This is a genomic window from Metabacillus mesotrionivorans (genome assembly GCF_052171315.1).
Lineage (GTDB): Bacteria > Bacillota > Bacilli > Bacillales > Bacillaceae > Bacillus_P.
This window is the reverse complement of sequence record NZ_JBQMFF010000001.1, coordinates 28517-54275: the sequence shown is the minus strand read 5'-3', so window position 1 is coordinate 54275 and position 25759 is coordinate 28517. Positions and strand designations below refer to the sequence as shown.

The following is a 25759-nucleotide window of genomic DNA, read 5'->3' as shown; positions in this document are numbered from 1 at the left end:
AAGCCCGGCTATTTCGCCGGACTTGCTTCTATCATATTCACTGCTGCTTCAAATGTCAGGATTTCGTTCTTCCAAATGGCATTTCCCTTCATTACCTGATCTTTCAGTCCCAAAGGCACAACATAAACGCCGTTCACTGGTCTGAGCTCCTTCACTTCTTCTCCTTCGAGATAATAGATTTCAAATTCCGGTTCTTCTACTCTGTTAGCGGCACTCAGCGTGAAAGTGTTTGAATAATAGGTATCAAGCACATCACCCTTCAGGCTGTCTGTATAATATGGAGCCATATCCTTTGTACAGGCTTCAGATTCAACCTTGCAGTACTGGGGCTTTATAGACCCAAGCGCGCTATTCTTCCATACGACCGAAACAACCGGAGGCTTGGACAAATCAACAGTTTCCACTTCCCCTTCTGTTCCGCCGCTGTTTGCTAGAGACAGATAAATGGGAATTCCTATACCAATAAGAACAAGTGCACCGAGCGCACCGTCCCACTTTGTGACTCTTACCGGCACATGCTTTCGGTGATAAAGAAGCACTTCATCGAAGAGAAAAAATAAAAAGCCTGCGAAAACGGTCAGGAGGACACCATCAAGAGACCCAATGGACAAGATAAACCCGGCAGCAGCCGCAGAAAAAACATGGATGGAAAAGTTCAGAAACCTTCTGCTCTTACCCCTGTTCCGGACAATAAAATAAGAGACAACGCTCACAGGCAAGCCTACAGCAAAAATAAACATCGCAGAAAACACTAGATAAATCGGCATTATTATCAATGAGTGCCAAAAATCTGTATCAGTATTAACAGCAGCGGAAATTAAGCTCGTTACCACACTAAGGACAAAAGCGGTACCTGCTGCACTTAAGATTTTTTTTAATATCATTGCATCCACCCCCCAAAAACCAATTTTAACATAAAGAGGAAAATACAAGGATGTTTCATAACACAAAAAGCCGGAAAATCCGGCTTTTACGATTCATCAATATCAATTCTGTAGGTTTCAAACCAGACGTGGATCTGTGCAAGATGGGCAAGCAGCTGCGGTCCAGTCATCAGCTGTCCGTACCACGGCGCCTTGAATGCACTGCCTTCTGATTCGATGATGTCATGCAGCGCCTTTTTATCGAAAAATGTATGCAGTGCTGAATCCTTTTTCTGAGTAAGAGACTGCAGCCACGTTTTGACCGCTTTTGTGTAATGAGGATTGTGCGTTTTCGGATACGGGCTCTTTTTCCGGTAGAGCACTTCGTTTGGCAGAGCACCTTCGAGCGCTTTGCGGAGGATGCCTTTTTCCCGGTCTCCGTGCATCTTCATCTCCCACGGAATGTTCCAGACATATTCAACAAGACGGTGATCTGCAAACGGCACCCGGACTTCAAGGCTTGCGCCCATGCTCATGCGGTCTTTGCGGTCAAGCAGCGTCGTCATAAACCATAGGATATTCAAATAAAACAGCTGTCTGCGTTTTGACTCTGTCTCAGATTCCCCGTCGAGCAGCGGCGTTTCCTTCAGCGTTTCCTGATATCTCATTTTCACATACTCTTTCAAATTCAGCTTGCTTTGCCAGTCCTTGTGAAGCAGATTCATACGTGCATCTGTTGACCTCATCCACGGGAAGGCTTCTTCTGATAAATCCTGCGGCCTGTGGAACCACGGATAGCCTCCAAAAATTTCATCCGCACACTCTCCGGACAGACCCACAACAAAGTCTTTCTTTATCTCGCGGCAGAACCAGAGCAGAGATGAATCAATATCCGCCATTCCAGGAAGATCTCTGACTTCTACCGCTTCCGTCAAGTTGTCAACGAGCTGCTGCTGCGTGATAACAGACCGGTGATGAACGGTCTGGAACGCTTCTGTCATTTTATCAATCCACGGGGCATCCGAGTTCGGCTGAAATTCATTGGCTTTAAAAAACTTCTCGTTATCTTCATAATCAATTGAAAATGTGTGAAGCGGGCCTTTTCCTTCCTTTTTAAAAGCCTTGGCTGCAATAGCGGTAATGGCGCTTGAATCAAGACCGCCGGATAAAAAGGTGCAAACCGGCACATCGGATACAAGCTGCCTTGTCACAGCATCATTCACAAGGAACCCGACGCGGCTGACCGTTTCATCAAATGTATCTATATGCCTGGCACTTTTCACATTCCAGTATCTCCAGACCTTAATGCCATTCTTTGAAAATGTCATGGCATGGGCAGGACGCAGTTCTTTTATTCCTTTAAAAACGCCGATGCCGGGCGTTCTGGATGGTCCGAGGCCGAATATTTCGCTCATCCCTTCCCGGTCAATCACCGCCTTTTGATCAGGGTGTGCAAGGATCGCTTTCAGCTCGGAGCCGAAAATCAGAGATGCGTCCTTCTCTGCATAAAATAACGGCTTTACCCCCAGTCTGTCTCTTGCGATGAACACTGATTCCCGGGCAGCATCCCACACAGCAAAGGCAAATATGCCGTTTAAATGAGTGACGCACTCTTCTTTCCATTCCATATAGGCAGTCAGCAGCACCTCTGTATCAGAATGGCCTCTGAATGTGTAGCCTCTTTTAAGAAGTTCCGTGCGGATATCTTCTGTATTGTACAGCTCGCCATTGTAGCAGATTGTATAATTGTTATCTTCCCTGCTCCTTGTCATCGGCTGCCTGCCGCCTTCAGGGTCCACAACAACGAGACGCTTATGCCCAAACAGAACATGCTGCTCTCCCCACAGGTTCGTATCATCCGGTCCGCGCTTGGATAAGCACTCCGCCATGGCTTTCATGACAGCTTTTTGCTGTTTGAGATCTTTCTGGTAATCAACCCAGCCTGTTATTCCACACATCTGCCTCTCACTCCCCATTTTTACTGTCTGATAGGTCTCAGACGGTCAAAGATGTACCTATCCTATGCTTACTTTATGAAGTGTTGATTTGTCCTTATCACGTTTTCTTCTGGCAAGTGTGAAGGCATTCTGCATAATTCTTCCTCCTTTTGGAAAAAACGAATGATAAGAATATGGGCAAAGGAGGTCTGCGTTATGCTGTCAAAACAGAAGCACCGGCTGTTTGAGCGTCAAAAAAGAGCGCACATAACCGGATTTATTGAGATTGGCGAGGATCAGGAAATCTTATTTTATGATGATGAGCACGAGGAAGTGACCATTCTTCATTTTAAAAAAGATGAAAAAGTGGAGATTCTTTTAGAAGACAGCTGGTATCAGGGGATATATACCGGAAACGGACAGCTAGCAGTTCCGACGGGGATGCATAAGCTCCGTGAAAATGATACCCTCCGTATTCCCAAAAAGGTTCAATACGCGCTTGATTATATGCTGAAAGAAGCTACAGATGACTCATTTGTAGCGTTTACGTCAAAACTGAATGAACTTTCCTTTTCCATTCATGACTGTATATACAGCTACAATCAGATGGTTTTTCTAGAAGAAGCCGAAGACAAAAAAGGGGTATCCTTCTACCAGTTTGATAATGAGGAAGCTGTCTGCGGCGTGCAGCATCACTTCTCAAGAGGAAGCAAACATGAAGACAGATTCGAATTTACAGTATGTACTGGAACAAGAGCTCTTTTAACTCAGCTGAAACCATAAAAAAACCTCCGCAAAAATTGCGGAGGCTTTTTATTAAAACAGTATTATACCTTGCGGCAGTCGCAGGCCAAGCAGAATAACAACAATCAATGCAATGACAAACTGAATCCAGAAGATGCGTGTCGGCTTGCCCTTTTTTCCGCGGACAAGGATCATTTCCATCATGCCGATTACATAGATTCCAAGAATGACTTTTCCGATGTACTCGCCGGTGATCGCGCCAAGGCCGAGCAGCAGCTGAATTCCTGATGCAATGATCAGCAGATAGAACAGTCTGAGTGTCATGTGTACAATTTTAAACGGTTTTTCTTTTCCCGACTTGAAGAGGGAGTTCGCAACGAAAAATAGAATAAGTGCGACAACCCAGGTCGTGATATGCAAGTGTGTCATGCGGTAGTTCCTCCTCTTTTAAACATAGTAATCCATCCATATAATATCACGAATCTCATTAAAAAATGAAATGTAAGCGCATTTGCCTGCCTATTGTTTTCTTCAAAAAGGTAGGCTATTGTAGTACTTGAGGAATGCTAGATTCCTGTATTACAAGACTTAATCGCACCAGGAGGGGATATTGTGTCTAAATCAGTACAAATCATCAGCTTGACTGAAAAATACGGGGCAAATAATTATCATCCGCTGCCGATCGTTATATCCAGGGCAGAAGGGGTTTGGGTAGAGGATCCTGAAGGAAACAAATATATGGATATGCTCAGCGCTTATTCAGCCGTCAATCAGGGTCACCGCCACCCTAAGATCATTGAAGCACTTAAGGAACAGGCAGACAAAATCACCCTGACTTCCAGAGCTTTTCACAACGACCAGCTCGGACCATGGTATGAGAAAGTATCCGCATTAACTGGAAAAGAAATGGTTCTGCCAATGAATACAGGTGCTGAAGCCGTTGAAACCGCTGTAAAAACAGTGCGCCGGTGGGCATATGATGTGAAAGGGGTACCTGCTGATCAGGCTGAGATCATCGTGTGCGAGGAAAATTTCCACGGCCGTACAATGACAGCGGTATCAATGAGTTCAAGCGATGAATACAAGCGCGGTTTCGGGCCGATGCTTCCGGGAATAAAAGTCATTCCGTTCGGTGATCTTGATGCACTTAAAGCAGCAATCACACCGAATACGGCTGCTTTCATTTTCGAGCCGATTCAGGGCGAAGCAGGCATCCACATTCCTGAAGAAGGCTTCCTGAAAGCTGCTTTTGACATCTGCAATGAACAAAATGTCCTCTACGTTGCAGATGAAATTCAGGCAGGTCTTGGCCGCTCCGGCAAGCTTTTTGCATGCGACTGGGAAGACGTTAAGCCTGATATGTACATTCTTGGAAAAGCACTTGGAGGCGGGGTTTTCCCTATTTCCTGCGTAGCTGCAGACAAAGATGTCCTTGGTGTGTTTGAGCCGGGTTCACACGGTTCAACATTCGGAGGAAATCCACTTGCATGCGCTGTTTCCATCGCTGCACTTGACGTTCTCACAGAGGAAAAGCTTCCTGAGCGCTCACTTGAACTCGGCACATATATGCAGGAGAAGCTCCGTGAAATCAGCAATCCCATCATTAAAGAAGTCCGCGGAAGAGGTTTATTCATCGGCCTTGAGCTGACTGAAGCTGCTCGTCCTTACTGCGAGAAGCTGAAAGAAGAAGGACTTCTGTGCAAAGAAACACATGACACGGTCATCCGTTTTGCACCGCCGCTGGTCATTTCAAAAGAAGATCTCGACTGGGCGATTGAAAAAGTGAAAAAAGTTCTTTCATAAACAAAAGCGTAAGCGCCAAGGCCCGCTCCGATAGGCAGATAAGAATCCGTCAAAAAAGTCCGGGTCCCGCCTTTTTTGACGGATTTGTTCTGACAGAGGATCTAGGCGCTTCCGCTTGCCAAGGATATATTATGTTATCCACAGCCTTTTAACTTTATAATTTACTAAACAACAGCAAAGAAGCACACCGGTTTCGGTGTGCTTCTTTCTATTTATTCAGCAATCGTGTTGCTTAACGTTCCGATGCCTTCGATTGATATTTCAACAGTATCTCCAGGGCTTAAATATTTTGGCGGCTTAAACCCTTTCCCTACTCCAGCAGGTGTTCCTGTTGCAATGATATCACCGGGTTCAAGCGTCGTGCCCTGTGATATGGTCGAAATCACATTTTCAATGGAGAAGATCATGTCTTTCGTATGGCCGTCCTGTCTGACTTCCCCATTTACTTTTGTAACAAGAGTAAGTGCGTATGGATCAGGAACCGCAGATTTATGTACAATATACGGTCCCAATGGGCAGGATGTATCCAGGCTTTTTCCAAGAAGAAACTGCTTATGCCTTGCCTGAAGATCTCTTGCCGTAATGTCATTTAACACCGTATAACCGTATACGTAATCCATCGCCTCAGCTTCCGGGATCTGTTTTCCCTTTTTCCCGATAATGACCGCAAGCTCACCCTCGTAATCCAGCTCACTTGTCAGATGAAGGTGAGGATCTATCTTCTGTCCATGGCCCGTTACGGCTGTCGGGGCTTTTGAAAAAAGCATCACATGTTCCGGAATATCCGCTTCGCTTCCAAGCTCAATTGCATGTTCCCTGTAATTTTTGCCCACACAGAATATGTTCTTCCGCGGAGAAGCAATAGGAGGAAGCCATGTTACATCAGACAGAGAATATAAAAAGGATTCTGTCTCATCCGCCTTTTTCACATACATCTGCAGCTGTTTCAGGTGATTGAAAAACTTCTCCCCCATTTCAATGCATTCAATCATTGACTTCGGGGCTGATTCCACGTCAAACCACTTTTTCTCTGCCCTTTGAATATCAAGAATCCTGTTATCCTCCATAATCAGTCCGATGAAGGTCCTTCCGCCAATCTGAGCTGTTGCAAGTTTCATTGTTACCCCCCGTTATCTCTTTAATCTAAACTGCCTGATAATGTATCTTATTCGATAAAGAATGACACATTTCCTCTAAAAAACCGCCTGTCTGTACGGCAGCATTTTTCATGAGCATAAGACCAATGAAAAACAGATCGAAACCTATCCCGCTTTGTAGAAACCTGTAATGTTTTTTGTTATTTTAGCGAAATCAAACCATTTTGTACAACCCTGTGTATAATAAGTGTAACCCGCGTGAAAGAAGTCTTTCCAGGGAATCCATTTCATAGAAAACCATCCTATTAAACCATGAAAGTTGGAGAAAAATCATGGCAGTTAATGAAATTGAAGTGCACAGACAAAAGCTTTTTGAAGCAGCAAAAGAACATGGAATGAATTCTTCTGAAACGGTGCGCCGCAGCCAGGAGCTGGACCAGCTGATCTTAGAACAAATCAAGCGGCAGATGGAAGGTGAACTGCAGACGGCAGTAAACTAAGCTCTGCTGAACAAGTAAATCCACTTCCGCAAAAGCCATTCTGCCGGACCAAACCTAAATGTTCTAAACCAATAATAGCTGACAATAAGCTGCACGGAATAGAGGACCACTGCGATCATGACGCCTTCGCCTGCTGAAATGTTTCCGTACAACCCAAAACCATAGGAATAAAAAAGAAGTGTACAGACCAGTGACTGCATCAGGTAATTGCTTAAAGATGCCCGTCCCGCTGCCTTAACCGCGCCGAGCTTGAAAGAAAAGTTATTCAGCAGCAGCAGAATCACCGAAACATAAAACAGGGTCAGTGCCGGACCCCCCAATGACAGCTGCAGATGCTGAGTTAGCAAGTTTTCCTCCCAATAAAAGGGTGCACCTTTTAATAGAACTGCGGCAGTTCCTGTTATCAGTGCCGTCCGTTTCCATTCAGACGACAGATCCTTATGGAACCAGCCACGCTTATAGGCGGCAGCACCAAGCATGAAAAGCGGTAAAATGGATATCACTAGAAAAAATGCATTCTCAAAGTTATTTACATACAGCCAGTCTGTCACTCTCTGCTGAGTAATGTCAAAAAAGCTCCCTGTCTGGTACGTCTCAGCTGACTGCTGAACAGCTTCCTCGGACTTGTAGTGACTGAGCATCTCCGGATCCGCTGCATATGCCGCAATAAGAGCAAAAGCAATCAGCACATTCGGAAGCAGCAGGATGAAAAGCCCCCACTTAATGAGCCCCCGGGAATTCCACTTTATAAATAACAAAAATAAAAACCCAATCAAGGCGTAGTTTGTCAGAATGTCCCCATGCCAGATCAAAAAAGCATGCAGGAGGCCAATAATCAACAGCCCAATCAGCCTTCTTGAGAAATACACATTGAACGAATGCCCCTTTTTCAATGCCCTCTCATAAAAAATCACCGTTCCCGCTCCAAATAAAAATGAGAACAGCGGATAAAAGCTTGCCTGAGCAAAAAACGAAATCAGCTGCTCAACAATCCGGTCAGATCCGTTCCCGCTAACAAGGCTTGTCTCATAAAGAGCAGGCTCATAAAAAGACTTCATATTCACAAGCAAAATGCCAAGCAGAGAAAAGCCTCTCAGAATATCAAGCGTATGCAGCCTGTCCTTCTCTGGGACTGCTGTAAGTGGATCCATTTTGATTTACCTCCTTTTTTACATACGATCAATTTTCTGGTTTTTATGGTTTTGGGGTGCGAGTCCGCTTTTTAAGTGCCCTCAATCTCCGACTTTCAGTTTTTGAGGGTATTGTTCTCGCTCTTTCGTGCCCCTAATCTCCGATTTCCAGGATTTGAGGGCACCATTCTTCGTTTTTAGTACCCTCAATTTCCGACTTTCGATTTTTGAGGGTTCTATTCTGCGTTTTTAGTGCCCTCAATTTCCGACTTTCAGTTTTTGAGGGTTCTATTCTCCGTTTTTAGTGCCCTCAATCTCCGACTTTCAGTTTTTGAGGGTTCTATTCTCCGTTTTTAGTGCCCTCAATTTTTTTTGAGGGTTCTATTCTGCGTTTTTAGTGCCCTCAATTTCCGACTTTCGATTTTTGAGGGTACCATTCCCGCTCTTTAGTGCCCTCAATCTCAGATTTCCAGGTTTTCAGGGCACCATTCCCGCTCTCCAGTACACCCAAGCCCAGTCTCCAAGGGTACGGTTGTTCAGCTACTCACCGCCATTGATTACCGAAGAGCATGCGGTGCAAGCAGCTTAATCAAAGGAAAACTCAATCTTCCCATCCTTCAGAACAAGACTTGCATCAAACGGCTTTTTGCCTTTGAAGCCTTTCAGCTTGTTTGTTTTTCCTTTTTGGCACAGTGTTTTAATCTGTGAGGCGGATATGGATTTTCCAAGCAGTTTTTTCGGAAAGGTCTGCTTGCATCCGCTTTTGTATTCTGTGCAGCCGTAGAACGTTTTTCGGTCCATGATGCTGCCCTTTTGACAGGCCGGGCAGGCGCAGATTGCAGCCCGGGTTTCCTGCTGGGGCGGAATGTCGACCTCAAGTTTTTCCATACTTTCCCCTGCCTGACTGATCAGGGTGTAGCAGAATTTTTTGGCCGTTTCGATAAAGACTTCTTTGGACTTTTCGCCGCTTCCGATTCCTTTTAGGTAGACTTCCCATTTTGCTGTCATTTCAGGCTTGGAGAGCAGAGTGCCGTCAACCGCTTCACAAAGGACTTCCCCTTTCGGCGTGACAAAAACTTCATTTTTCTTCACTTCAATAAACTTCCTCATCAGCAGCGTATCAATAATTCCGGAACGCGTCGCTTCTGTCCCGAGACCTTCTGTGCTGTTCAGCGCTTCTCTCATCTCTTTGTCTTCCACATACTTGCCGGCTGTTTTCATGAGCGTGATCAGCTGTCCTTGGGTGTACGGTTTAGGAGGCTGTGTCATGCCGTCCTTCACACCGATTTCCGCTTTGGCAGGCTCGCCCGTCGCCACTTTTGGAAGCAATTGAAGATCTGCTTTTTCTTCCGGGCTGTCAGTCTCTCTTTGGTAAAGCGTCTTCCACCCTGGCTTTTTCATCGTTCTTCCCTTGCTGATAAAATCATTTTTTCCGATGGACGTCAGGATGGTTGTTTCATCATAGACGTAATCCTCCATAAACATGCCGAGAGCTGTTTTGATGACTTCTTCGTATACAGCCTTTTGTTCACCGCTGAAGGAATTGTAAGCAGCTTGCGTGACCCTTTTTTCAGTAGGCACGATGGCATAGTGATCGCTCACGCGTTTGGCATCCACGAACCGTTTTGAAGGCGACAGTCTTGCAGGGGTAAACGACAGGGACAGGGTTTCCTGATACTGGCCGATTCTTGCCTTAATGTAGCTGAATTCTTCCTCTGTAATAAACTGTGAGTCTGTTCTCGGATACGAAATATACCCTTTTTCATAAAGAGATTGTGCTGTTTTCAGAACCCCGCTTGGACTCATTTTTCTCTGTTTATTCAATTTTGCCTGAAGGGTTGATAAGCTGTGAAGCTTTGGCGGCGGTACTCTTTTTTCAGCTGTATCTGCACTTTTTACTGTCGCTTCATACAGCGTTTTTCCCTTTACAATGTCAGGACCAACAGCAGAAAACAATTCTTCCGGGCTTTTAAAGCGGCCCTTCAGCTTTCCAGTATAGTTTCCTGCGGCCACTTCAAAAGCGGCCTGAAGCTCGAAGAAAGGTTCAGGCTTAAAGTTTTCAATCTCCTTTTGCCTGTCATAAATCAGTTTCAGAACCGGAGTCTGTACTCTTCCCACACTAAAGACATCTCTTATCCCTTTCTTCTGAAGGTGAAGGGTATAAAGCCTGCTCGCATTTAAGCCTACAAGCCAGTCAGAGATCTGTCTCGCCTGCGCTTCGTGATAAAGATGAATGGTTTTGCTTCCGTCGTAAAGCTCTGTGAATCCTTTCATGATGGCGTTTTCTGTTAACGAACTTGTCCAAAGACGCTTCACGCTCTTTTTTTCTGCACCGGCCATCATGATCAGAAGTCTTGCAATATTTTCCCCTTCACGGGCAGGATCAGTGCCGATGATAATTTCATCCGCTTCCTTTAATAACTCTTTGACAATCTTAAACTGCTTCGCTTTTCCTTTGCTGACTTTATATAAAAAATGATCCGGAATAATCGGCAGTGTTTCAAACCGCCATTTTTTCCATTCGTCTTTGTATTCATCAGGGTTTTTAAGTTCGACCAGGTGGCCGATTGCCCACGTAACCTTTGCCCCGTCCGGAAAGACCGGGCAAGATTTTATCTCTAAATATCCCTCTTTTTTCACAGAAGGAAAAGGGGCTGCAAGCTTGCGGCCCTGATCTGGTTTTTCAGCTAGAATGACCACTTGGGACATGTTTGCATGGACCTCATTTCATTTAAGAGGCAATGAATCTGCTTCTCTTGTATTCTTATCCAGTATGGATCATTTTGCTCTAAAAAGAAATAGCTTCAGTTTCAGTGAGAGCTGGCAAAACGACTTTTTCTTGATGGAAAAAGGGTGAAAAATTACTTTTCGCGCTGCAGGAAAAATTCCGCTTTTATCACAAGTCTGCCTATCTTTCATACGATATGTTACAGGTGCCTTACTGCCTGAATGAAGCAAAGGATGTTGAATATGCCAGCCATTGTGGGAGCATTTAAAGTAAATGCCGTCGGAACAAGCAGCATTGTTCACGTCGGGGATGTTATTACCATCTCACCTTACAGCGAGGTCAAAACCTTTGCAGGGGCAGGATCGTTTAATACAGGTGACGGACTGAACATCTACAATCAAAACAGTGTAACGAACGCATACGATAACGACGTGGTTGACCAGCCGATTGTCGGCAATGCATAAACGGGGTGAAAAAATGAATTTTTACATTAACCAGACCATTCAAATTAATTTTTTGAAAGTGGATGCCGTCAGTAATTCTTCCGTCCTGCAGATCGGAAGCGCAGGCATCATCAAGCCTCTTGCAAATCTTTATAACACCGGAGCTTTCACGACGCCTGCTCCTCCTGCAATCAGTCCGGGCGGCTCTCAGTCAGAGGGCCCGTTTGTCCCGCTTGCACCGAGTTAATTTCAATAGGCATTCACCCAAATTGGCAGCGTGCATATAATAGCCCATAATCGTTTTGCACGTGATCTATAGAAACGGGGTGAGTGAATTGTACTATGACCAGTCGATGATGCAGTGCATTCAGCATTTGTATGGAATGGTTCAGGCTCAAGATCAGAAGATTCAAAAACTTGAAGCCGCTGTTTCCGCTATGATGGAAGAAATAGAAGAACTAAAAAAACGCCCCAGTACAACAATTGAAAAGATTGAATATAAATTTGACCAGTTAAAAGTGGAGACGCTTGAAGGGACGCTGAATATCGGGCTGAATCCAACCGTTCCTGACCAGATTGAACAGTTTGACGTGGAACAGAACGGCCTGCAGGTAAACAACCAGACCACAAATCCAAAGCGCGAGGAAGAAATCTTTGAGGCCGTTCAGTCAAATCTGCTTGTCTTCTTAACAGAAGACGTTGCAAAATACATCGAAACGCTTGCTGAACAGAATAACTACCAGCTTGATGACGCACATAAAGAATTCATTATTGAAGACATCCGCAAACAAATTGACAGCCGGATCAAATTCTATTTAAAACAGGGAGGATACAGCGAGTCTGTTCCTGCCGAAAAGCAGATAGAAGAAATTACGGCTAAAGTAAAACAGGAAGTGGAACGGTCAATCACTTACTTTATCCAGGCCCTGCCCCAAGAAGGAGCTGAAAGCGAAACATGAAATTCACGGTTGTAAACAAGGACATTTCAGTTGGTGCCATCAGAGTAACGGCTGTTGCGAGTTCAAGTGTCTTTCTCATAGGAGATGCAAACTGCATCACCATGTCATCGGTTTTTGATACGCCGCCTGAATCACTGATCATCGGTCCGTTTGTACCGCTTGCCCCGGCATGATCCAGAATCGTTTATCCATCGTCAATGCGGCGTACATTGATTCGGTGGGGATCAGTTCGGTTTTTCAAGTCGGCGACAGCGTTGATATCATCCCGCGCGTAAAAGTTTATGCCGTTCAGAGGGAAGAAGAAATTGAACTCGGAAATGAAGGGGACCTGAGGCAGTATAATATTTATTCTGAAAACCTCCCCCGTCCGCTCATATACGAAAATATTCAGACTGCATTTTTTCACGAATGTCCGGTCATCCGTGTCGGTGCTGTAAAAGTTACCTCTATATCCTCTGCCGGTGTTGTCCATTTCGGGTCAACCAATACGATTGACGGCGAATCAAGAGTGAAGCACATCAGACAATTGCGGAACAGGAATGAACGTTCCAATTCATAATGCATAGACTGAAAGTATGACAGAAAGACAAAGGGTGTTCGTTCATGCCAGCAATCATCGGTCCGATCTGCATTAACTCTGTCGGCGGCGGTGTCGTAAACTTTGGTGATTCCTTTTATCTGTCTCCAAAAAGCTCATCAAAGACAGCTTCCGGTTCCGGCGGCGGAAATACAGGCGACTTTATCATAGTCAACAACATCGTAAGTGCAACCAACTCGCTAGACCCAGATGTGAATGATCAGAATATCGTAGCTAACAATTAGAAAAGCGGAGCCGACTGCTCAGGCCTGGCAGTCAGATAAGATATCCCTGGAAAAGTCCGGGTCCCGCCTTTTTCGGGGATTTTGTTCTGACAGAAGGACTAGGAGGCGCAGCTGGACACTAGAAAAGCGGAATCAGCCGTTTAGCTCCGACAGACAGAAAAGAAATCACCGGAAAAGTCCGGGTTTGACTTTTTTGGGGATTTTGTTCTGGCGGAGGAGTTGGCTGATGGAGCTAGACACTGAGAAAAGCGGAAGCGCCTTGGTCAGCTCCGAAGGACAGAAAAGGATCCGACGGAAAAAGCCGGTTTTGCTTTTTGCGGCGGAGCCGTTCTGGCCGAGGAGTTAGGCGCTGGAGCTGGACACTAGAAAAGCGGAAGCGCTCGTTTAGCTCCGGGAGGCAGATAAGGAAACGGCGGTAAAGGCGCTTTTTGCCTTTTCCGACGGTTCCGTTCTGGCAGAGGAGTTGAGCGCTGGAGCTGGACACTGAGAAAAGCGGAATCACCAGACCACACAAAAAAGACGTGCCAAAACCAGGCACGTCTTTTTTCATTTCCGTTTCTTCCGTTCATTTGATTTTCTTGTTCTGACAAGCTTTGAGGACGGCTGCTTGCGAATCCATTTGATGAAGCTTGAAATTTTCAGATCGCTTCTTAAATCCTGAATGGTGTTCAGCCTTACAGCCAGTTCATCATTTGTATAGAGGGCATGGATCTGTTTATGGCACGGAATGCAGAGCATCGCTGTCGGCATGAAGGTTCCGCCCATTTCCTTCGGGGTTAAATGGTGTTCTGTTGTTTCAACCTCCTGCCTTTTGCACAGCTCGCATGTTCCAAGTTGTTTCTTTGCCATTTTCAACCCATCCTCTCTACATCACTTCAAGCTGGACCGATGTGCCGCTTCCTGTCGGCTCTGCAGGTGTTACGACCAGCTTTCTCGGAAGTCTTGCACGAAGCTCCTGCACATGGCTGATGACTCCGACTGAAAGGTTGTCGGACTGCAGTTTTTCAAGAGCAGTTATGACTGTATCAAGCAAATCTGCATCAAGCGTCCCGAACCCTTCATCAAGGAAAAAGAACTGAAGCGGGTATTCCCCCCGCAGCTGAATTTGAGATGAGAGGGAAAGCGCCAGTGCCAAAGAGGTCAGGAACGTTTCTCCGCCTGAAAGGCTTGAAACGGGACGCCTTACTCCTCCGTTTGCATCATCACGCATGACAAATCCGCCGGATGAATCCACTTCAATGGCATAGCGCTGTCTTGTAAGCTGTCCGAGCCGCTCAGAAGCATCCTCGCTCACAAGGTGAAGCTGTTCTTCTGCCAGGAATTCAACGAACGCGTTTCCTTTAAATACAGTCTGGAGCTTTTCAAGTCTTGCTGCAAGCTCTTCAAGCTCAAGACGTTTTTGTTCCAGTTCCATGTATCTCTCGTGCTTATCCTTCAGGATATGCAGAGCTTTCGCGGCAGCTCCGCGGGCTTCCGAGGCAGCATCTGCCAACTGTTTCGTTTCTGCTTTCAGCTCTTTTATGGACTCCCATTCATCCAAGCTTACTGAGCGGTTTTTCCGTTTCGCTTCCACACGTTTAAAGTCTGCCATGACTTGTTTCTTTTTATCCTGATAGACGTCAAACTCTTCCTTCAGACTTTGCTTGACGGTTTGCGGCATAAAAGCAGCGGCAGCCTCCGAAGCATCTTTGAAAGGTGTCTTCTGTTTGATCTGCTCCCATTTTTCAGCCGCATCGCGCAGTCTTGCTTCTGCCTGCTCAAACGTTTTTTCTGCTGCCGCGCTGCTGCTTTCTGCTTTTTGCAGAGCCTCCATCGCTTCCTGAAAGGACTTGTAGAGGCTTTGTTCCTTTGCAGAAAGTTCTTTTAGCATCGTCTCGTTTTCACGGAGCTGAAGGGAGAGGTCTTTCTCTCCTGTTTCTTTTTCAATCCGTTTTTGTTTTTCAGCCGCAGTTTGCCTCATGCTTGTCAGATAGGCTGTCAGCTCTGCACGGCTGATGCTCAGCTGCTGGCATTCTCTCTCAAGCTGCTTGATCTCTTTCTCTTTTTCTTGAATGAAATCAATACTTTTTGCAACTCTGGTTTTCAGCTCTTCAAATTGTTCATCTTTCTCCCGGATCAGCCGCTGCTCATCCGCTGCCTGATCAGCTGTAAGGTCACCAAACGCTTCTGTCCACTTTTCAAGTGCAGCATTGTGTTCCTTTTCTGCCTGTTGCCATTTTTCTGCTGCTTCCTGATGCTCAGCAACAAGGCTGCCATGCGTAAACTCAAGCTGACGGAGAGCTTCATTCTGCTTCCTTACGGTTGAATCAAGCTTTGTAAACTGTTCTTTCATTTGAAGAAAATCCTGAGTTAATGATTTTGATTCTGTTAACACATCCATTTCATCATTCCTGTCTTTAACATCCGTTAAGACAGAGGATAAAAAGGAATAGGATGAGACCATTTCTTTTGAGAGATCTTCCCACTTTTCTTTTGCATTCTCCAATTGCAGCGTCAGAAGCGCATCTTGGCCTGCCTGCTTTTCAAGCATTTCAAGATTTGAACCATCTGAAGATTCCAGCGCCTTGAAGTCAGCCGGCGCAGGGTGATGAACAGATCCGCATACCGGGCAAGGCTCATCACTGTTGAGGCTTTTTGCAAGCATTTCTGCCATGTTTCTCTGAACATTTTTCTTTTCCTGCTGGAGCAGCTGTTTTCTCGTCTCTGCAAATTTTTTGTGCTGGTTCAGCACTTCGCAGCTTGCATGATAGCCCCATTGCACATTGTCATAGAGAGCTTTTAAGCTGCCTTCAGCTTCTTGAATTTTTCCCTTTGCCTGCTTCAGTATTTCATCAGATTGACTGATCTTCTGCTTCTTTTGCTCTGCTTTATTCTTCCATTCAGCAAGGACCGACTCGGCATTTGCAAGGAGCATTCTTAGTTCTGACGCAGCCCGTATTCGTTCTCTTTCTTTGCTTGTTACCGTATTTTGCTCCATCTGCTCTTTTAAAAGGTTTTGCTTTTGAACAGCTTTTTTCAAAAGTTCATTTGCCCGTGCAGCAGTTTCCTCTTTTTCTGAGAGTTCTGTTGTCAGGCGATTGTGCTGCGCTGCCTTTTCTTCAAGCAGGCGGTTTTCATGTTGCAGTTCTTCTTCGAGAGCAAGCAGCTGCAGGAGCTGTTCTTTTCTTGAAGCAAGCGCCGGCTCATCTTCTGCCTTTTTCTTCCGTATCTGTTCATAGGCCGCTGCCGCCGCAGCATAGGATTGCTTTTGTCTTTGCCAATCTTGTTCAGACTCTTCCTTTATCCTGCTACTGAGTTCTTTTTCCCGCTCAGCCGTTTGCAGTGCTTCAGCATATGGTTTTGCCAGATCCGCTTTTTCTGCGCGGTCAAGTTTTGCTGCCAGCTGTTCGATGTCCGCTTTCCGCTTTTCAAGCTCTGAAAGTTCCTTTTCATAGCTTTCCTGTTCAAGCTGAAGAGCCCGGACTTCTTCAAGCTCTTGATGCTGCCTGACTGTTTCTTCATATTCCTTCTGCCTTTTTTCTAAAAGCAGGTTTACGCCTTTCAGCTCTTCTTCCGCCAGTTTAACGGCTTCCTCTGAAGCATCTCCAAGACCTGCCTGTTCGGCTGAAATCTCGTTCTGCTCTCCCCTGGCATCCATCAGCCGTTTTCTGACCTTTTTGACAAGCTCTTCCCCGTATTGCTCCAAGTGGAAAAGCCGCTGCAGCATCTGCCTTCTTTCAGCCCCCTTGAGAGATAAAAATTCTGCAAACTTGCCCTGCGGAAGCACGACTGCCCTTGTAAAATCATCAATGGTCAAGCCTAAAAGAGCATGTACTTTTTCATTCACTTCCGCTGCTTTATCCGCAAGGACCGCTGTTTCCTCGCCATGCTCAAGAATTCTGCACAGCGCGGTTTTCACCCGGTGCTCATCTGTCCGCTTAAACATCCTTTCAACCGAATACCGTTTCAGGCTTTCTGCATTTTCAAGTTCAAATGTAAACGAGACATGAACGGTATCCTCGGCATGATTGATGATTCCGTGAGTGTTGTTTGCCGCCCGCTCCACTTTTCCGTACAGAGCGAGTGTCATGGCGTCAAGAATCGAGGATTTCCCGCTTCCGGTCGGTCCGAATATGCCGAATACGCCGCCTTCGCAGAGAGAACTGAAATCTACGGTCTGTTTTTCTCTGAAGCTGTGAAGCCCCGAGATGGTAAGTGCGATTGGCTTCATCCTCTGTCCTCCTCCTCTTTCGTCTCATCATGAACCATATCAAGGAAAAGTTTCATCGTTTCCCCGTCCGGCTGAGCCCCGCCGGTCTGTTTTTCATAAAACCTCGTAAAAAGCTCGTCAATGGGCAGGTTCGCCCTGCTTTCACGGATTTCTTCGTTCATGTTCTTTTCAAAAACCGGACGAATATGGACAAAGCCGGGATGTGATTTTCTCAGCCTGTGGATTTCCTCAAGAGAAAGTGTATCCTTCAGGTGCACCTCAAGGTCAATCCAGGCAAGCCTGTCCTTCCCTTCATCCAGCCACTGATGAACCTGATGCAGACCTTCCTGGGCTCTCCATTTCACAAGAGGCTTTCCGCTTGAGAGGAGAATCTCGGATACCTGTGCCTGTCCTCCAGGATCTGCCTCCACCATCGTGACGGATTTCGCATAGCCTGATTCAGAAAAACTGTAGGCAAGCGGCGAGCCGGAATACCTGGCGACAGAGCTTGCCCGCTTCAGCGTTTGAGGACGATGGAGATGGCCTAGTGCCGTGTACTGAGCAAGTTCCGGAAGGCTTGAGGCAGCAACCGTGTATGCGCCGCCTACTTCAATCGGCCTTTCTGAGTCGGTCGAGCTTCCGCCTGCTACATAAATGTGGCTCATCGCAAGATTCACTGTGTCTTTTCTGAACTTTCCCGCCATCACGGCAAACAAATCTCTAATGCGTTCGTCATATGAATTGCGGAGCAGAATTTCATCATGAGTGTCTGACAGAACCTCTTTAAGCCTTGCCTCAGAAGGATAGGCAAGAGCAGCCATAGCCATCGTCTGGCCGGCAGACGGAACATCAATTGTCAGCACATCCGCTGTCGGGTAGCCAACCAAGTAGATCCCCTGGGTATCTGCAAGGGGCGAAGCAGCCTGAACACGTTCCGGATTGTCATGATTCCCTGCAATGACAACGACAGGCCGGTTTCCCTTGTCCGAAAGTCTCGAAATGCTCTCATAAAACAGCTGTTCAGCCGCTGCAGGCGGATTAACTGTGTCAAATACGTCTCCGGCCATGATAATGGCATCCGCTTTTTCATCCGCCGCGATCAGGGAGAGCTCATCTAAAAACTGGGCCTGCTCTTCAAGGCGGCTCCTTCCTTCAAGCGTCCTTCCAAGATGCCAGTCTGCTGTGTGCAGAATTCTCATAAGCTTCTCTCCTTTAAAAAAGCTCAAGCTGCGCCAAGAGGCGCACCCTGAGCTTGTTCTTTTTCTTTACATTTCCAGCACATGCCCTCCGTCAAAGAAATACAGCACCTTTGAAGATAGAGGTTTTTTCGTTATTTTTTCAATGGCTTTTCCGTAGAGGTCAAGCTGCACGCTGTAGCGGCGTGCAAGGACAGGCTTAGCCTGCTCGAACCCTCCCGGAAATTTGCCGTGAATCGCATCTGTCTTGTAATCAAGCAGCACGACTCCTTCTTCGTCTTCAAACAGACAGTCGATGACCCCTTGAATCAGCACTTGTTCACCGCTTGCTGCCTCGTAAAGCTCTTCAGCCGGCAGGGCATAGCTGAAGGGCACTTCCCGTTCAATGCGGTCTGCTTTTTGAAGGCGCATGCCGATATCTGTTTCAAAAAAATGGACTATGGCAGTAATATTGATGCTGTCCGCCTGCGCTCTTGTCAAAATTTCTTTTTCAACAAGCTCGTTTACTTTCAATGCTGTATTTTCTTCCGTCACAGGCTCTCTGACATTCAGCTGCTGCATGACGGCATGCATGGCTGTCCCTTTTTCTGCTGCTGTTAGAGTTTTCTTCTGCATGAATTTAGGGCGGTCAAACATATACGAATCCTTCTGATTTTCGAGAATCCGGATGTCGCTGAATTCATCCCGCGTTTCCTGCTGCCTCTTCACTTCTGAAACAGACTGCTTGGATCTGAACACAGAGGCGAACTGATGAGGATAGACCCATGAGAGCTGCTTTTCAATCTGATCGCGGTAAGCTGACTGCTCTGCGATCGGCTCCAGTTTTTTCAAGGCTGTGAGCATGTCTTCATCATATTTCTTTTCTTCTGCCCGGATATCATAGAGGTCCGTTTCTTTCACCATTGAGATTAACCATCTGGAAGGATGTGTCAGTAGATGTTGAGCCCCTTCAGCCTGTTCTCTCAACAGTTCTGCGTCTTTGTGACGGACAAGCGCCGGTCCGATCCAGTCCAGGTAGGACTTTGCCTGCGCCCGTTCAAAATCAGGCAGAAGCCATTCCTCCTGACCCAGCGCTTGCTGCCAGTCTGAAAGAGATTTTGCTGCATCTTTTACTGTTCCGATTAAAAAAAGCTTTTCCTTTGCACGGGTAAGCGCAACATACAACACTCTGAGCTCCTCTGAAAGCAGCTCAATCTTCATTTTTTTCTTCATGGCGGAAAGCGCCAGTGTCGGATAGCTGATTCTGAGTGACGGTTTAATCAGCTTCGTGGCAAAACCAAGCTCCTTATCAAGCAAATACTTTTTGTTCATATCCATCATATTGAACTGTCTTGCGAGCCCGGCAGTAAAGACCACCGGGAACTCAAGCCCCTTGCTGCTGTGGATGGTCATCAGCCTGACAACATCCTCCTGCTCGCCGAGTGCCCTTGCAGCACCGAGATCATCTCCGCGCTCCTGCATCCGTTCAATAAAGCGCAGGAACCGGAACAGTCCCCTGAACGAAGTCGCTTCATACTGTCTCGCCCTGTCATAAAGGGCACGCAGATTGGCCTGGCGCTGCTTTCCGCCCGGCATGCCGCCGACGTAGTTAAAGAACTTTGTATCTCTGTACAGCTGCCAGATCAGCTCTGAAACAGAGCCCATTCGGGCCCGCTCTCTCCACTCCTGGAGCTGATCATAAAATACTTGAAGCTGATTTCTTAATGCCACATCAGACCCTTGAGCTTCAGAAAGAAACACCTTCAGCGCTTCAAAATAGGTGCCCTTTTTTGAATACGTACGGATTATTGCAAGTTCGTTCGTGCCGAGGCCCGCAACAGGAGACCTTAAAACAGATGCCAGAGGTACATCCTGATACGGGTTATCGATGACCTTCAGCAGCGACATCATGACAGCTACCTCCGCCGCTTCAAAATAACCGCCTGAGAGATTCGCATAGACAGGAATTCCTTCCTGCTTAAACTCTTCCATGATCTGCGGCGCCCACGGCATGGAACGGAGAAGCACGACAATATCTTTGTATGTGATATTTCGCGTTCCTCCAAGCTTTCGGTCATAGATCTGATATTTTGTCTGAACCATTTCCCGGATTTTTTTGGCCATCACCCTTGCTTCAAGCTGAACGGTCTCCAGATCTTCTGCTGCAAACACATCTTCTTCAGAAGCATCATCTGATTCTTCTTTTCCGCGGTCCACAAGCAGAAGTTCCGCACTCATCGTTTCAGACTCCGGGTAGGACGCGCCAAGCTTCAGCTCAGCGGCTTCGTCATAGGCGACCTCTCCCACTTTTTCTCCCATCATCTGTTTAAAGAGAAAATTGGTGCCGTCTATCACTTCCGCACGGCTTCTGAAATTTTTTGACAGGTCAATTCTCAGACCGTCCTGTGCGTAATCGTCTTTGCCGAACGTCTTGTATTTACTTAAAAACAGAAACGGCTCTGCAAGGCGGAAGCGGTAAATGGACTGCTTGACATCGCCGACCATAAAGAGGTTTCCCGGCCCGCTTTTTGAAACAAGCTTCAGAATCGTTTCCTGAACAAGGTTTGTGTCTTGGTATTCATCAACAAGCACCTCTTCAAACTGCTGCCTGTAATCAAGGGCAGCTTCGCTCGGCTGCAGACGGCCGTGCTCATCTGGAACACCGAGAATCTGCAGGCAATAATGCTCAAGGTCCGAGAAATCAACGATGCCTTTTTGTTTTTTCAACTCGTCAAAACGAATTCCGAACTGGTGAACAAGCCCGATCAGTGTTTCTATGACAGGCTTCAGTTCCTTAAGGTCATTCATGTGGCTTTCATAAGAGCGCGCAAACAATTCTTCCTGCAGCTGTTCGATCTGCTTTTTTGCGGAATTGCGGAGCGAAGTCGCCTGTTCAAGCAGCTCTTTGCTGTATTCAGCCCCTCTGCATGCCTTGGCGCGGGAGAAAGAAATCAGCTTGATTTTCTCAGCAAGATCGTGCCACGACCCTTTCACCTCAAGCAGCCCCTGAACCTGTCTGATGTCATCTGTCAGATTTTCAGCTCTCGGTGCCGGACCTCCGGGCTTTTCAGTCAGAGCAAGTGCCCGTTTCAGCTTTTCGAGACTGCTCTCGAGCTGCATCGAGATGTCTTCAGCCAGATACGGGAAGAACGGCAGATTTTCAAGCGGTTCTTCTCCGCCGTACATATCCGACAACCCTTCAAGCCAGCTCGCAGGACTCGGATGGGAGCGGGAAAAATCATACAGCGTCCTGATCAGTGTCTGCAGGTCTGTATCGCTTCTGTCTGTTGTATACCTGTCAACAAGGTCAAAAAAACGTTCGTTATCCGGTATGGTGTACTGCTCTTCAAACAGATCATCAAGCACTTCATCAATCAGCAGCTGGCCTTCCGTCTGATCGGCAATCCGGAATCCGGGGTCAAGGTCGATCAAATAATAATACTTTCTTACAACGTTTAAGCAGAACGAATGCAAGGTGGAAATGGCAGCCCTGTTCAGCAGTGACAGCTGGCGTCGTAAATGCAGGGATGATGGATTTTCCTTCAGCGCCCTGTCAAGCGCTTCGCCGATCCGGTTTCTCATTTCAGCTGCAGAAGCATTCGTAAACGTAGCAACAAGCAGGCGGTCAACGTCCACTGGATTTTCTTTTGAAATGATTTTCCGGATGATCCGTTCGACAAGAACAGCTGTTTTTCCTGAGCCGGCAGCGGCAGCAACCAGGATGTCCTGGCCGCTTGAGACAATGGCTTTCCACTGGTCATCTGTCCACTGGCTGTCTGCTGGTTTTTGCAGCATCATGATTCCTCCCTCCCCGCTTCGTTCTGAAGCCGTTTTAAAATGACATCATTCTTGTCATCTTTCAGAACACGGTACTGATTTTCAGAAAGCGACTGGTCAAACTGGCAGACCGATTTAAATGAACAGAAGGTACACGGAACTTTATCCTTCAGCTTGTAAGGAGAAATATCCGTTTTCCCGTTCGTAATGTCCGTTCCGATCGATTGAAAAACGGATCTGACATGGCCTCTGAGCAAATCAAATTCGGCTTCGCTTGCAATGGCGGAATCTGACCTGAATCCGCCGTCTTTCTTAAGGCCCGCCGAGACGATTTTTGAGAGGCCGGATTCTAGTGTCTGATCCATAAGCCTTACAGCTTCCTCATCCCCAAGAAGCAAGCCCTTCATTTTAAACTTTTTGAAAATCTCTTCATCGATTTTATCCTGCGGCAGCATGGCTGAAGACTGGATCATCGGATCATGCACATGGAAATAGAGAACACCCGCAGGCGTCGCCTCGACACCAAGCCATGATTTTGAATGGGTAATGATGACGTCAAGGTACGTCAGCATCTGCAGAGCAAGTCCGTAGTACACTTCCGATAAATTCAGCGTTTTGTCGCTTGATTTAAAATCAACGATCCGAAGAAGAACGCCTTTTGAACTTTCTGCTTTATCAACCCTGTCAATCCGGCCGACAAGCTCCATTGTGCATCCATTTTCAAGCTTAAAGCGGATCGGCGGCAGCGGGCCGCCTTTTCCGAATCCAAGCTCAAGGCCTGCCGGGGCAAAACCGCTTGCCCTTGCATGCTCGCTCAAGATGGAGGATGCCCTCGTAATGATGGTGACGAGCTTTCTCTTTAAGTAATGATGCCGGTTTGAGCTCAACAGGATTTCCCGCTGAAGTCTCGGTGCCAGTGTTTCGACCGCATCTTGGGAAAGACGGGAGCACTGATCTTTTGACAGGTCCTTCCAGCTGATTTTCAGCTGCTGCATCCGGTCTGAAATCAGTTTAAGCGCCGAGTGGAACAATTGTCCGATATCAGGAGCCTCAAGACGGAACTGCTGCCTGTCCTTTAATTTCAGGCCGTGGGAAGCATAGTGGGAAAACGCACAGGCTTTAAACATTTCCATCCGGGACACACTTCCCTGAATGTGCTCTCCGTAAAGTTCTCTGCTGATCCCTTTTTCAAGTGTTTCTGCTTCATTCCGGTAAAATAGACTTCCTGTCACTTTTGACAGCGCAGCCCGGTCCTCTTTTTCTGCAAAATGTGTATAGGCATCCCACCAGATCGGGCTGATCGGATAGCTTCTTTTCCAGTTTTGAAGCTGAGATGTTAAGTAAGAAAGAGTGACCTCCTCATTTACGATAAAGGAAAGCTGTTCCTCTTCTGGAAGCTCTTCCGGCTCATTGATAAAAATCTCAGTTTTGATATCAGGAAATAAATCTCTTAATCGTTTCACGATGATGGAAGGCAGCATCGCCTTTCCTTCCTCATCTGCGAGAGGATACGAGATATACAGCTCGCGGGATGCACTTGAGAGGGCCATATACAAAACAAAGGTTTCATCAAGCAGCTGCTCCCGTGCAGTCGGGGCAAGTTCTATGCCCTGATGAAGAAGGGAGATGCGGTCTTCCTCCGTCAGCACGCCTTCTTCCATCGGTCTTGCAGGCAGTACACCGTCATTTGCTCCTGCAACAAACGCAACTCTCACATTCAGCAGCCTTGAACGTTCCAGGCTTGCAATCACTACCTGGTCCATCGCAGGCGGTACAAGAGCAAACTTCATGGCTTCAAGCCCGGTGTCAATCATATCCGCAAACAGACTGCGTGATACACGGTGTTCATTCATCATCTCGGCAAATTCATCAAGCATTCCGATGACCGCGCTCCACACCTGAGCATGCTCTCTCGCCTCAACGAGTCTCCCCGCTTCCTCTGCTTCCGCTCTCATCTGTTCGAGTTTATATGGAATATGGAGTTCTTCGAGGAATAGATAGAGAGCCTCTGCCATACCGGCAGCATCTTTCGCACGCTTCATCCGTTCGCCGAGCGTCTGAACCGGCGGTACAACAATGTCTTTCAGCTCATTAATCAGCTCTTCTGTTTCATTTTCTTCATCTGTTCTGACATATTCATCATCAAGAGAATAATACCGGCGGTAGACAAACCGTTCACCGCTCGTCCATTTGCTGCCCTGAATGCCGTATGAAAGGACATAGTTTTCAAACTGGTCCATCTTTTCTCTCATGCTGCGCTTATCCGTTTCAGCAGGGAACAGGAGCTCGGTTTTAACCGCCCTGAACACAGCCTCATAACGCCAGCCCCCATTCAGCACTTCAAGAGCCGAGCGAATCAATTCTATGACCGGATGATTCAGCATCGACCTCTTTTGATCAATAAAAAAAGGAATCTCGTAATCTTTGAATACCTGCTCAATCACATCCTGATAGTCTCCGATATTCCGGATCAACACAGCAAGATCCTTATAGCGGTAGCCATCATCCATGACAAATTCTCTTATTTTTCTGGCAATGCCCTCAATTTCCGCCCTTCGCGAGGAAGCTTGTGCAAGTACGGCATTTGTCTCTCCCTCATAAGGCTTCACCGGCCTTGACTCAAGGAAGCGCTCCAGATGAGCGAGAGAGGGCCGCTCTGCAAAACGGGGCATTTCGTTCAGCACCGTCACATCTTCTATTTCGGCACCGTTATCAGCGGCGAGAACAGAAAGCCTGTGATAAGTCATGCCTGTCATCCTGAAAAGATGAAGTTCATGCGGCAGGTGTTCATGAAACGGCTTGTCTGCTGTAAGCGCAATTGTTACACTCTTTGCATGTTTCATTAACGCACCGATCACCATGTATTCCTGAGGCGTAAAGCTGTGAAAACCATCGAGGTAAATATCCGCCTTCTGAATATAGGATGAATCCTGAATTTTTTCCGCCAGAAGACGCAGATAATCCTCTGAATCGACGTATGTGCCGCTCAGTTCCTTTTCCATCTGCTTATACAGCAGAACAACGTCATGAAGTTTGTCAGCGAGCGCCTGCTCCTGTCTCGTGGCGTTGACCGACATCCCGTTTATCTTTTCTTCCATCTCCTGCGGCGTGAGGCAATAGCGTTTAAGCTCCGTAATCATCGCTTCCATATGATCAATAAAACCGCTTTTGCCGCTTGCTTTTGCAAAGAGCCTGAAGTCCTGCTTGTGCTGCTCAATCAGCTTTCTAAGCATCATCTGAATGCCTGTCCCGGTTATATGATAGCGGCTGATCCCGCCTGTTTCCTGAAGAATTCTCCACGCAAGACGGCTGAAGCTGAACGTCTGCGCTCTCATCATGCCGCCAAGCCCGGGCGTTTTAGCAAGCTCATATTCTATGCCGAATGTCATCTGATCGGGCACAAGATAGACAACCGGATCCCCTTCAGGCTTCCTGAAAAGCTCTGAACGGATTTCATTCAGCATGCGGTGTGTTTTTCCGCTTCCCGACCTTCCCAAAATAAACCTGACACCCACCGTCAGAACCCCTTTCTATGTAAAAAAAGGCATATTCACTCATACGCCTTTCTGTTCCGTTTCACTCATTAAATCTT

At 46.8% G+C, this 25759-nt stretch carries 20 protein-coding genes; 9 read left to right on the top strand and 11 right to left on the bottom strand.

Annotated features, from left to right (window positions below):
• Positions 1-8: 8 nt before the first annotated feature.
• Both ACTSEZ_RS00225 and asnB read right to left on the bottom strand, forming a co-directional pair.
• Positions 9-884, bottom strand: coding sequence for a ZIP family metal transporter (locus ACTSEZ_RS00225; RefSeq protein WP_369732161.1), 876 nt, complete (start codon positions 882-884; stop codon positions 9-11).
• Between the two features lie 86 nt (positions 885-970).
• A complete protein-coding gene (asnB, locus tag ACTSEZ_RS00220) occupies positions 971-2821 on the bottom strand; it encodes an asparagine synthase (glutamine-hydrolyzing) (protein WP_369732159.1) in 1851 nt (616 codons plus the stop codon).
• Between the two features lie 195 nt (positions 2822-3016).
• Here asnB and ACTSEZ_RS00215 point away from each other — a divergent pair, with 195 nt between their 5' ends.
• Entirely contained in the window at positions 3017-3583 is a 567-nt protein-coding gene (locus tag ACTSEZ_RS00215) for a DUF2777 family protein (RefSeq protein ID WP_369732158.1), read from the top strand.
• A gap of 33 nt (positions 3584-3616) precedes the next feature.
• On the opposite strand, the gene ACTSEZ_RS00210 is transcribed toward ACTSEZ_RS00215, so the two are convergent.
• On the bottom strand, positions 3617-3973 hold the full coding sequence (locus tag ACTSEZ_RS00210) for a YisL family protein (RefSeq protein WP_369732157.1): 357 nt from the start codon (positions 3971-3973) through the stop codon (positions 3617-3619).
• 183 nt (positions 3974-4156) lie between these two features.
• On the opposite strand from ACTSEZ_RS00210, the gene ACTSEZ_RS00205 reads away from it, so the two are divergent.
• On the top strand, positions 4157-5347 hold the full coding sequence (locus ACTSEZ_RS00205; RefSeq protein WP_369732156.1) for an ornithine--oxo-acid transaminase: 1191 nt from the start codon (positions 4157-4159) through the stop codon (positions 5345-5347).
• A gap of 212 nt (positions 5348-5559) precedes the next feature.
• On the opposite strand, the gene ACTSEZ_RS00200 is transcribed toward ACTSEZ_RS00205, so the two are convergent.
• The gene (locus tag ACTSEZ_RS00200; protein WP_369732155.1) at positions 5560-6465 is read right to left on the bottom strand and encodes a fumarylacetoacetate hydrolase family protein; all 906 of its coding nucleotides are present in this window, start codon (positions 6463-6465) and stop codon (positions 5560-5562) included.
• A gap of 311 nt (positions 6466-6776) precedes the next feature.
• Between ACTSEZ_RS00200 and ACTSEZ_RS00195 the strand changes: the two genes are divergently transcribed.
• A complete protein-coding gene (locus ACTSEZ_RS00195) occupies positions 6777-6944 on the top strand; it encodes an aspartyl-phosphate phosphatase Spo0E family protein (RefSeq protein WP_081414267.1) in 168 nt (55 codons plus the stop codon).
• Here ACTSEZ_RS00195 and ACTSEZ_RS00190 read toward each other — a convergent pair.
• Both ACTSEZ_RS00190 and ACTSEZ_RS00185 read right to left on the bottom strand, forming a co-directional pair.
• Positions 6941-8095, bottom strand: coding sequence for a DUF418 domain-containing protein (locus ACTSEZ_RS00190; protein ID WP_369732154.1), 1155 nt, complete (start codon positions 8093-8095; stop codon positions 6941-6943). The genes ACTSEZ_RS00195 and ACTSEZ_RS00190 overlap by 4 nt on opposite strands.
• A gap of 564 nt (positions 8096-8659) precedes the next feature.
• Complete coding sequence (locus tag ACTSEZ_RS00185; RefSeq protein WP_369732153.1) at positions 8660-10783, bottom strand: type IA DNA topoisomerase; 2124 nt, start codon at positions 10781-10783, stop codon at positions 8660-8662.
• A gap of 261 nt (positions 10784-11044) precedes the next feature.
• On the opposite strand from ACTSEZ_RS00185, the gene ACTSEZ_RS00180 reads away from it, so the two are divergent.
• The 6 genes from ACTSEZ_RS00180 (at position 11045) to ACTSEZ_RS00155 (ending at position 13026) form a co-directional block, all read left to right on the top strand.
• Positions 11045-11266: a spore germination protein gene (locus ACTSEZ_RS00180; protein ID WP_369732152.1), complete on the top strand. Its 222-nt coding sequence runs from the start codon at positions 11045-11047 to the stop codon at positions 11264-11266.
• Between the two features lie 13 nt (positions 11267-11279).
• Positions 11280-11492, top strand: a complete 213-nt coding sequence (locus tag ACTSEZ_RS00175) for a spore germination protein GerPB (RefSeq protein WP_369732151.1) — start codon at positions 11280-11282, stop codon at positions 11490-11492.
• A gap of 88 nt (positions 11493-11580) precedes the next feature.
• Positions 11581-12204 carry a spore germination protein GerPC gene (gene gerPC, locus ACTSEZ_RS00170; protein ID WP_369732150.1) on the top strand — a complete coding sequence of 208 codons (624 nt, stop codon included), beginning with the start codon at positions 11581-11583 and terminating at the stop codon, positions 12202-12204.
• A complete protein-coding gene (locus tag ACTSEZ_RS00165; RefSeq protein ID WP_029283783.1) occupies positions 12201-12377 on the top strand; it encodes a spore germination protein GerPD in 177 nt (58 codons plus the stop codon). Before gerPC ends, ACTSEZ_RS00165 begins: the two co-directional genes overlap by 4 nt.
• Positions 12374-12763: a spore germination protein GerPE gene (locus tag ACTSEZ_RS00160; protein WP_369732149.1), complete on the top strand. Its 390-nt coding sequence runs from the start codon at positions 12374-12376 to the stop codon at positions 12761-12763. Before ACTSEZ_RS00165 ends, ACTSEZ_RS00160 begins: the two co-directional genes overlap by 4 nt.
• A gap of 44 nt (positions 12764-12807) precedes the next feature.
• Positions 12808-13026, top strand: coding sequence for a spore germination protein (locus tag ACTSEZ_RS00155; RefSeq protein ID WP_029283778.1), 219 nt, complete (start codon positions 12808-12810; stop codon positions 13024-13026).
• 546 nt (positions 13027-13572) lie between these two features.
• On the opposite strand, the gene hlpB is transcribed toward ACTSEZ_RS00155, so the two are convergent.
• The 5 genes from hlpB to addB form a co-directional block, all read right to left on the bottom strand.
• On the bottom strand, positions 13573-13875 hold the full coding sequence (gene hlpB, locus ACTSEZ_RS00150; RefSeq protein ID WP_369732148.1) for an HNH nuclease-like protein HlpB: 303 nt from the start codon (positions 13873-13875) through the stop codon (positions 13573-13575).
• 16 nt (positions 13876-13891) lie between these two features.
• Positions 13892-17236, bottom strand: coding sequence for an SbcC/MukB-like Walker B domain-containing protein (locus tag ACTSEZ_RS00145; protein ID WP_369732147.1), 3345 nt, complete (start codon positions 17234-17236; stop codon positions 13892-13894).
• Positions 17233-18414: an exonuclease SbcCD subunit D gene (locus tag ACTSEZ_RS00140; protein WP_369732146.1), complete on the bottom strand. Its 1182-nt coding sequence runs from the start codon at positions 18412-18414 to the stop codon at positions 17233-17235. The genes ACTSEZ_RS00145 and ACTSEZ_RS00140 overlap by 4 nt, the downstream gene beginning before the upstream one ends.
• 66 nt (positions 18415-18480) lie before the next feature.
• Positions 18481-22188 carry a helicase-exonuclease AddAB subunit AddA gene (gene addA / locus ACTSEZ_RS00135; RefSeq protein WP_369732145.1) on the bottom strand — a complete coding sequence of 1236 codons (3708 nt, stop codon included), beginning with the start codon at positions 22186-22188 and terminating at the stop codon, positions 18481-18483.
• Complete coding sequence (addB, locus tag ACTSEZ_RS00130) at positions 22185-25682, bottom strand: helicase-exonuclease AddAB subunit AddB (protein WP_369732144.1); 3498 nt, start codon at positions 25680-25682, stop codon at positions 22185-22187. Before addB ends, addA begins: the two co-directional genes overlap by 4 nt.
• Positions 25683-25759 lie beyond the last annotated feature (77 nt).

What these genes read in the sequence shown, in the direction of transcription:
- addA (WP_369732145.1), bottom strand. Translation starts at nt 22,188, where the DNA reads ATGATGCTGCAAAAACCAGCAGACAGCCAGTGGACAGATGACCAGTGG.
- hlpB (WP_369732148.1), bottom strand. Translation starts at nt 13,875, where the DNA reads ATGGCAAAGAAACAACTTGGAACATGCGAGCTGTGCAAAAGGCAGGAG.
- ACTSEZ_RS00200 (WP_369732155.1), bottom strand. Translation starts at nt 6,465, where the DNA reads ATGAAACTTGCAACAGCTCAGATTGGCGGAAGGACCTTCATCGGACTG.
- ACTSEZ_RS00215 (WP_369732158.1), top strand. Translation starts at nt 3,017, where the DNA reads ATGCTGTCAAAACAGAAGCACCGGCTGTTTGAGCGTCAAAAAAGAGCG.
- ACTSEZ_RS00140 (WP_369732146.1), bottom strand. Translation starts at nt 18,414, where the DNA reads ATGAGAATTCTGCACACAGCAGACTGGCATCTTGGAAGGACGCTTGAA.
- ACTSEZ_RS00155 (WP_029283778.1), top strand. Translation starts at nt 12,808, where the DNA reads ATGCCAGCAATCATCGGTCCGATCTGCATTAACTCTGTCGGCGGCGGT.
- asnB (WP_369732159.1), bottom strand. Translation starts at nt 2,821, where the DNA reads ATGTGTGGAATAACAGGCTGGGTTGATTACCAGAAAGATCTCAAACAG.
- ACTSEZ_RS00160 (WP_369732149.1), top strand. Translation starts at nt 12,374, where the DNA reads ATGATCCAGAATCGTTTATCCATCGTCAATGCGGCGTACATTGATTCG.
- ACTSEZ_RS00190 (WP_369732154.1), bottom strand. Translation starts at nt 8,095, where the DNA reads ATGGATCCACTTACAGCAGTCCCAGAGAAGGACAGGCTGCATACGCTT.
- ACTSEZ_RS00225 (WP_369732161.1), bottom strand. Translation starts at nt 884, where the DNA reads ATGATATTAAAAAAAATCTTAAGTGCAGCAGGTACCGCTTTTGTCCTT.
- ACTSEZ_RS00175 (WP_369732151.1), top strand. Translation starts at nt 11,280, where the DNA reads ATGAATTTTTACATTAACCAGACCATTCAAATTAATTTTTTGAAAGTG.
- ACTSEZ_RS00185 (WP_369732153.1), bottom strand. Translation starts at nt 10,783, where the DNA reads ATGTCCCAAGTGGTCATTCTAGCTGAAAAACCAGATCAGGGCCGCAAG.
- ACTSEZ_RS00195 (WP_081414267.1), top strand. Translation starts at nt 6,777, where the DNA reads ATGGCAGTTAATGAAATTGAAGTGCACAGACAAAAGCTTTTTGAAGCA.
- ACTSEZ_RS00165 (WP_029283783.1), top strand. Translation starts at nt 12,201, where the DNA reads ATGAAATTCACGGTTGTAAACAAGGACATTTCAGTTGGTGCCATCAGA.
- ACTSEZ_RS00210 (WP_369732157.1), bottom strand. Translation starts at nt 3,973, where the DNA reads ATGACACACTTGCATATCACGACCTGGGTTGTCGCACTTATTCTATTT.
- ACTSEZ_RS00180 (WP_369732152.1), top strand. Translation starts at nt 11,045, where the DNA reads ATGCCAGCCATTGTGGGAGCATTTAAAGTAAATGCCGTCGGAACAAGC.
- ACTSEZ_RS00145 (WP_369732147.1), bottom strand. Translation starts at nt 17,236, where the DNA reads ATGAAGCCAATCGCACTTACCATCTCGGGGCTTCACAGCTTCAGAGAA.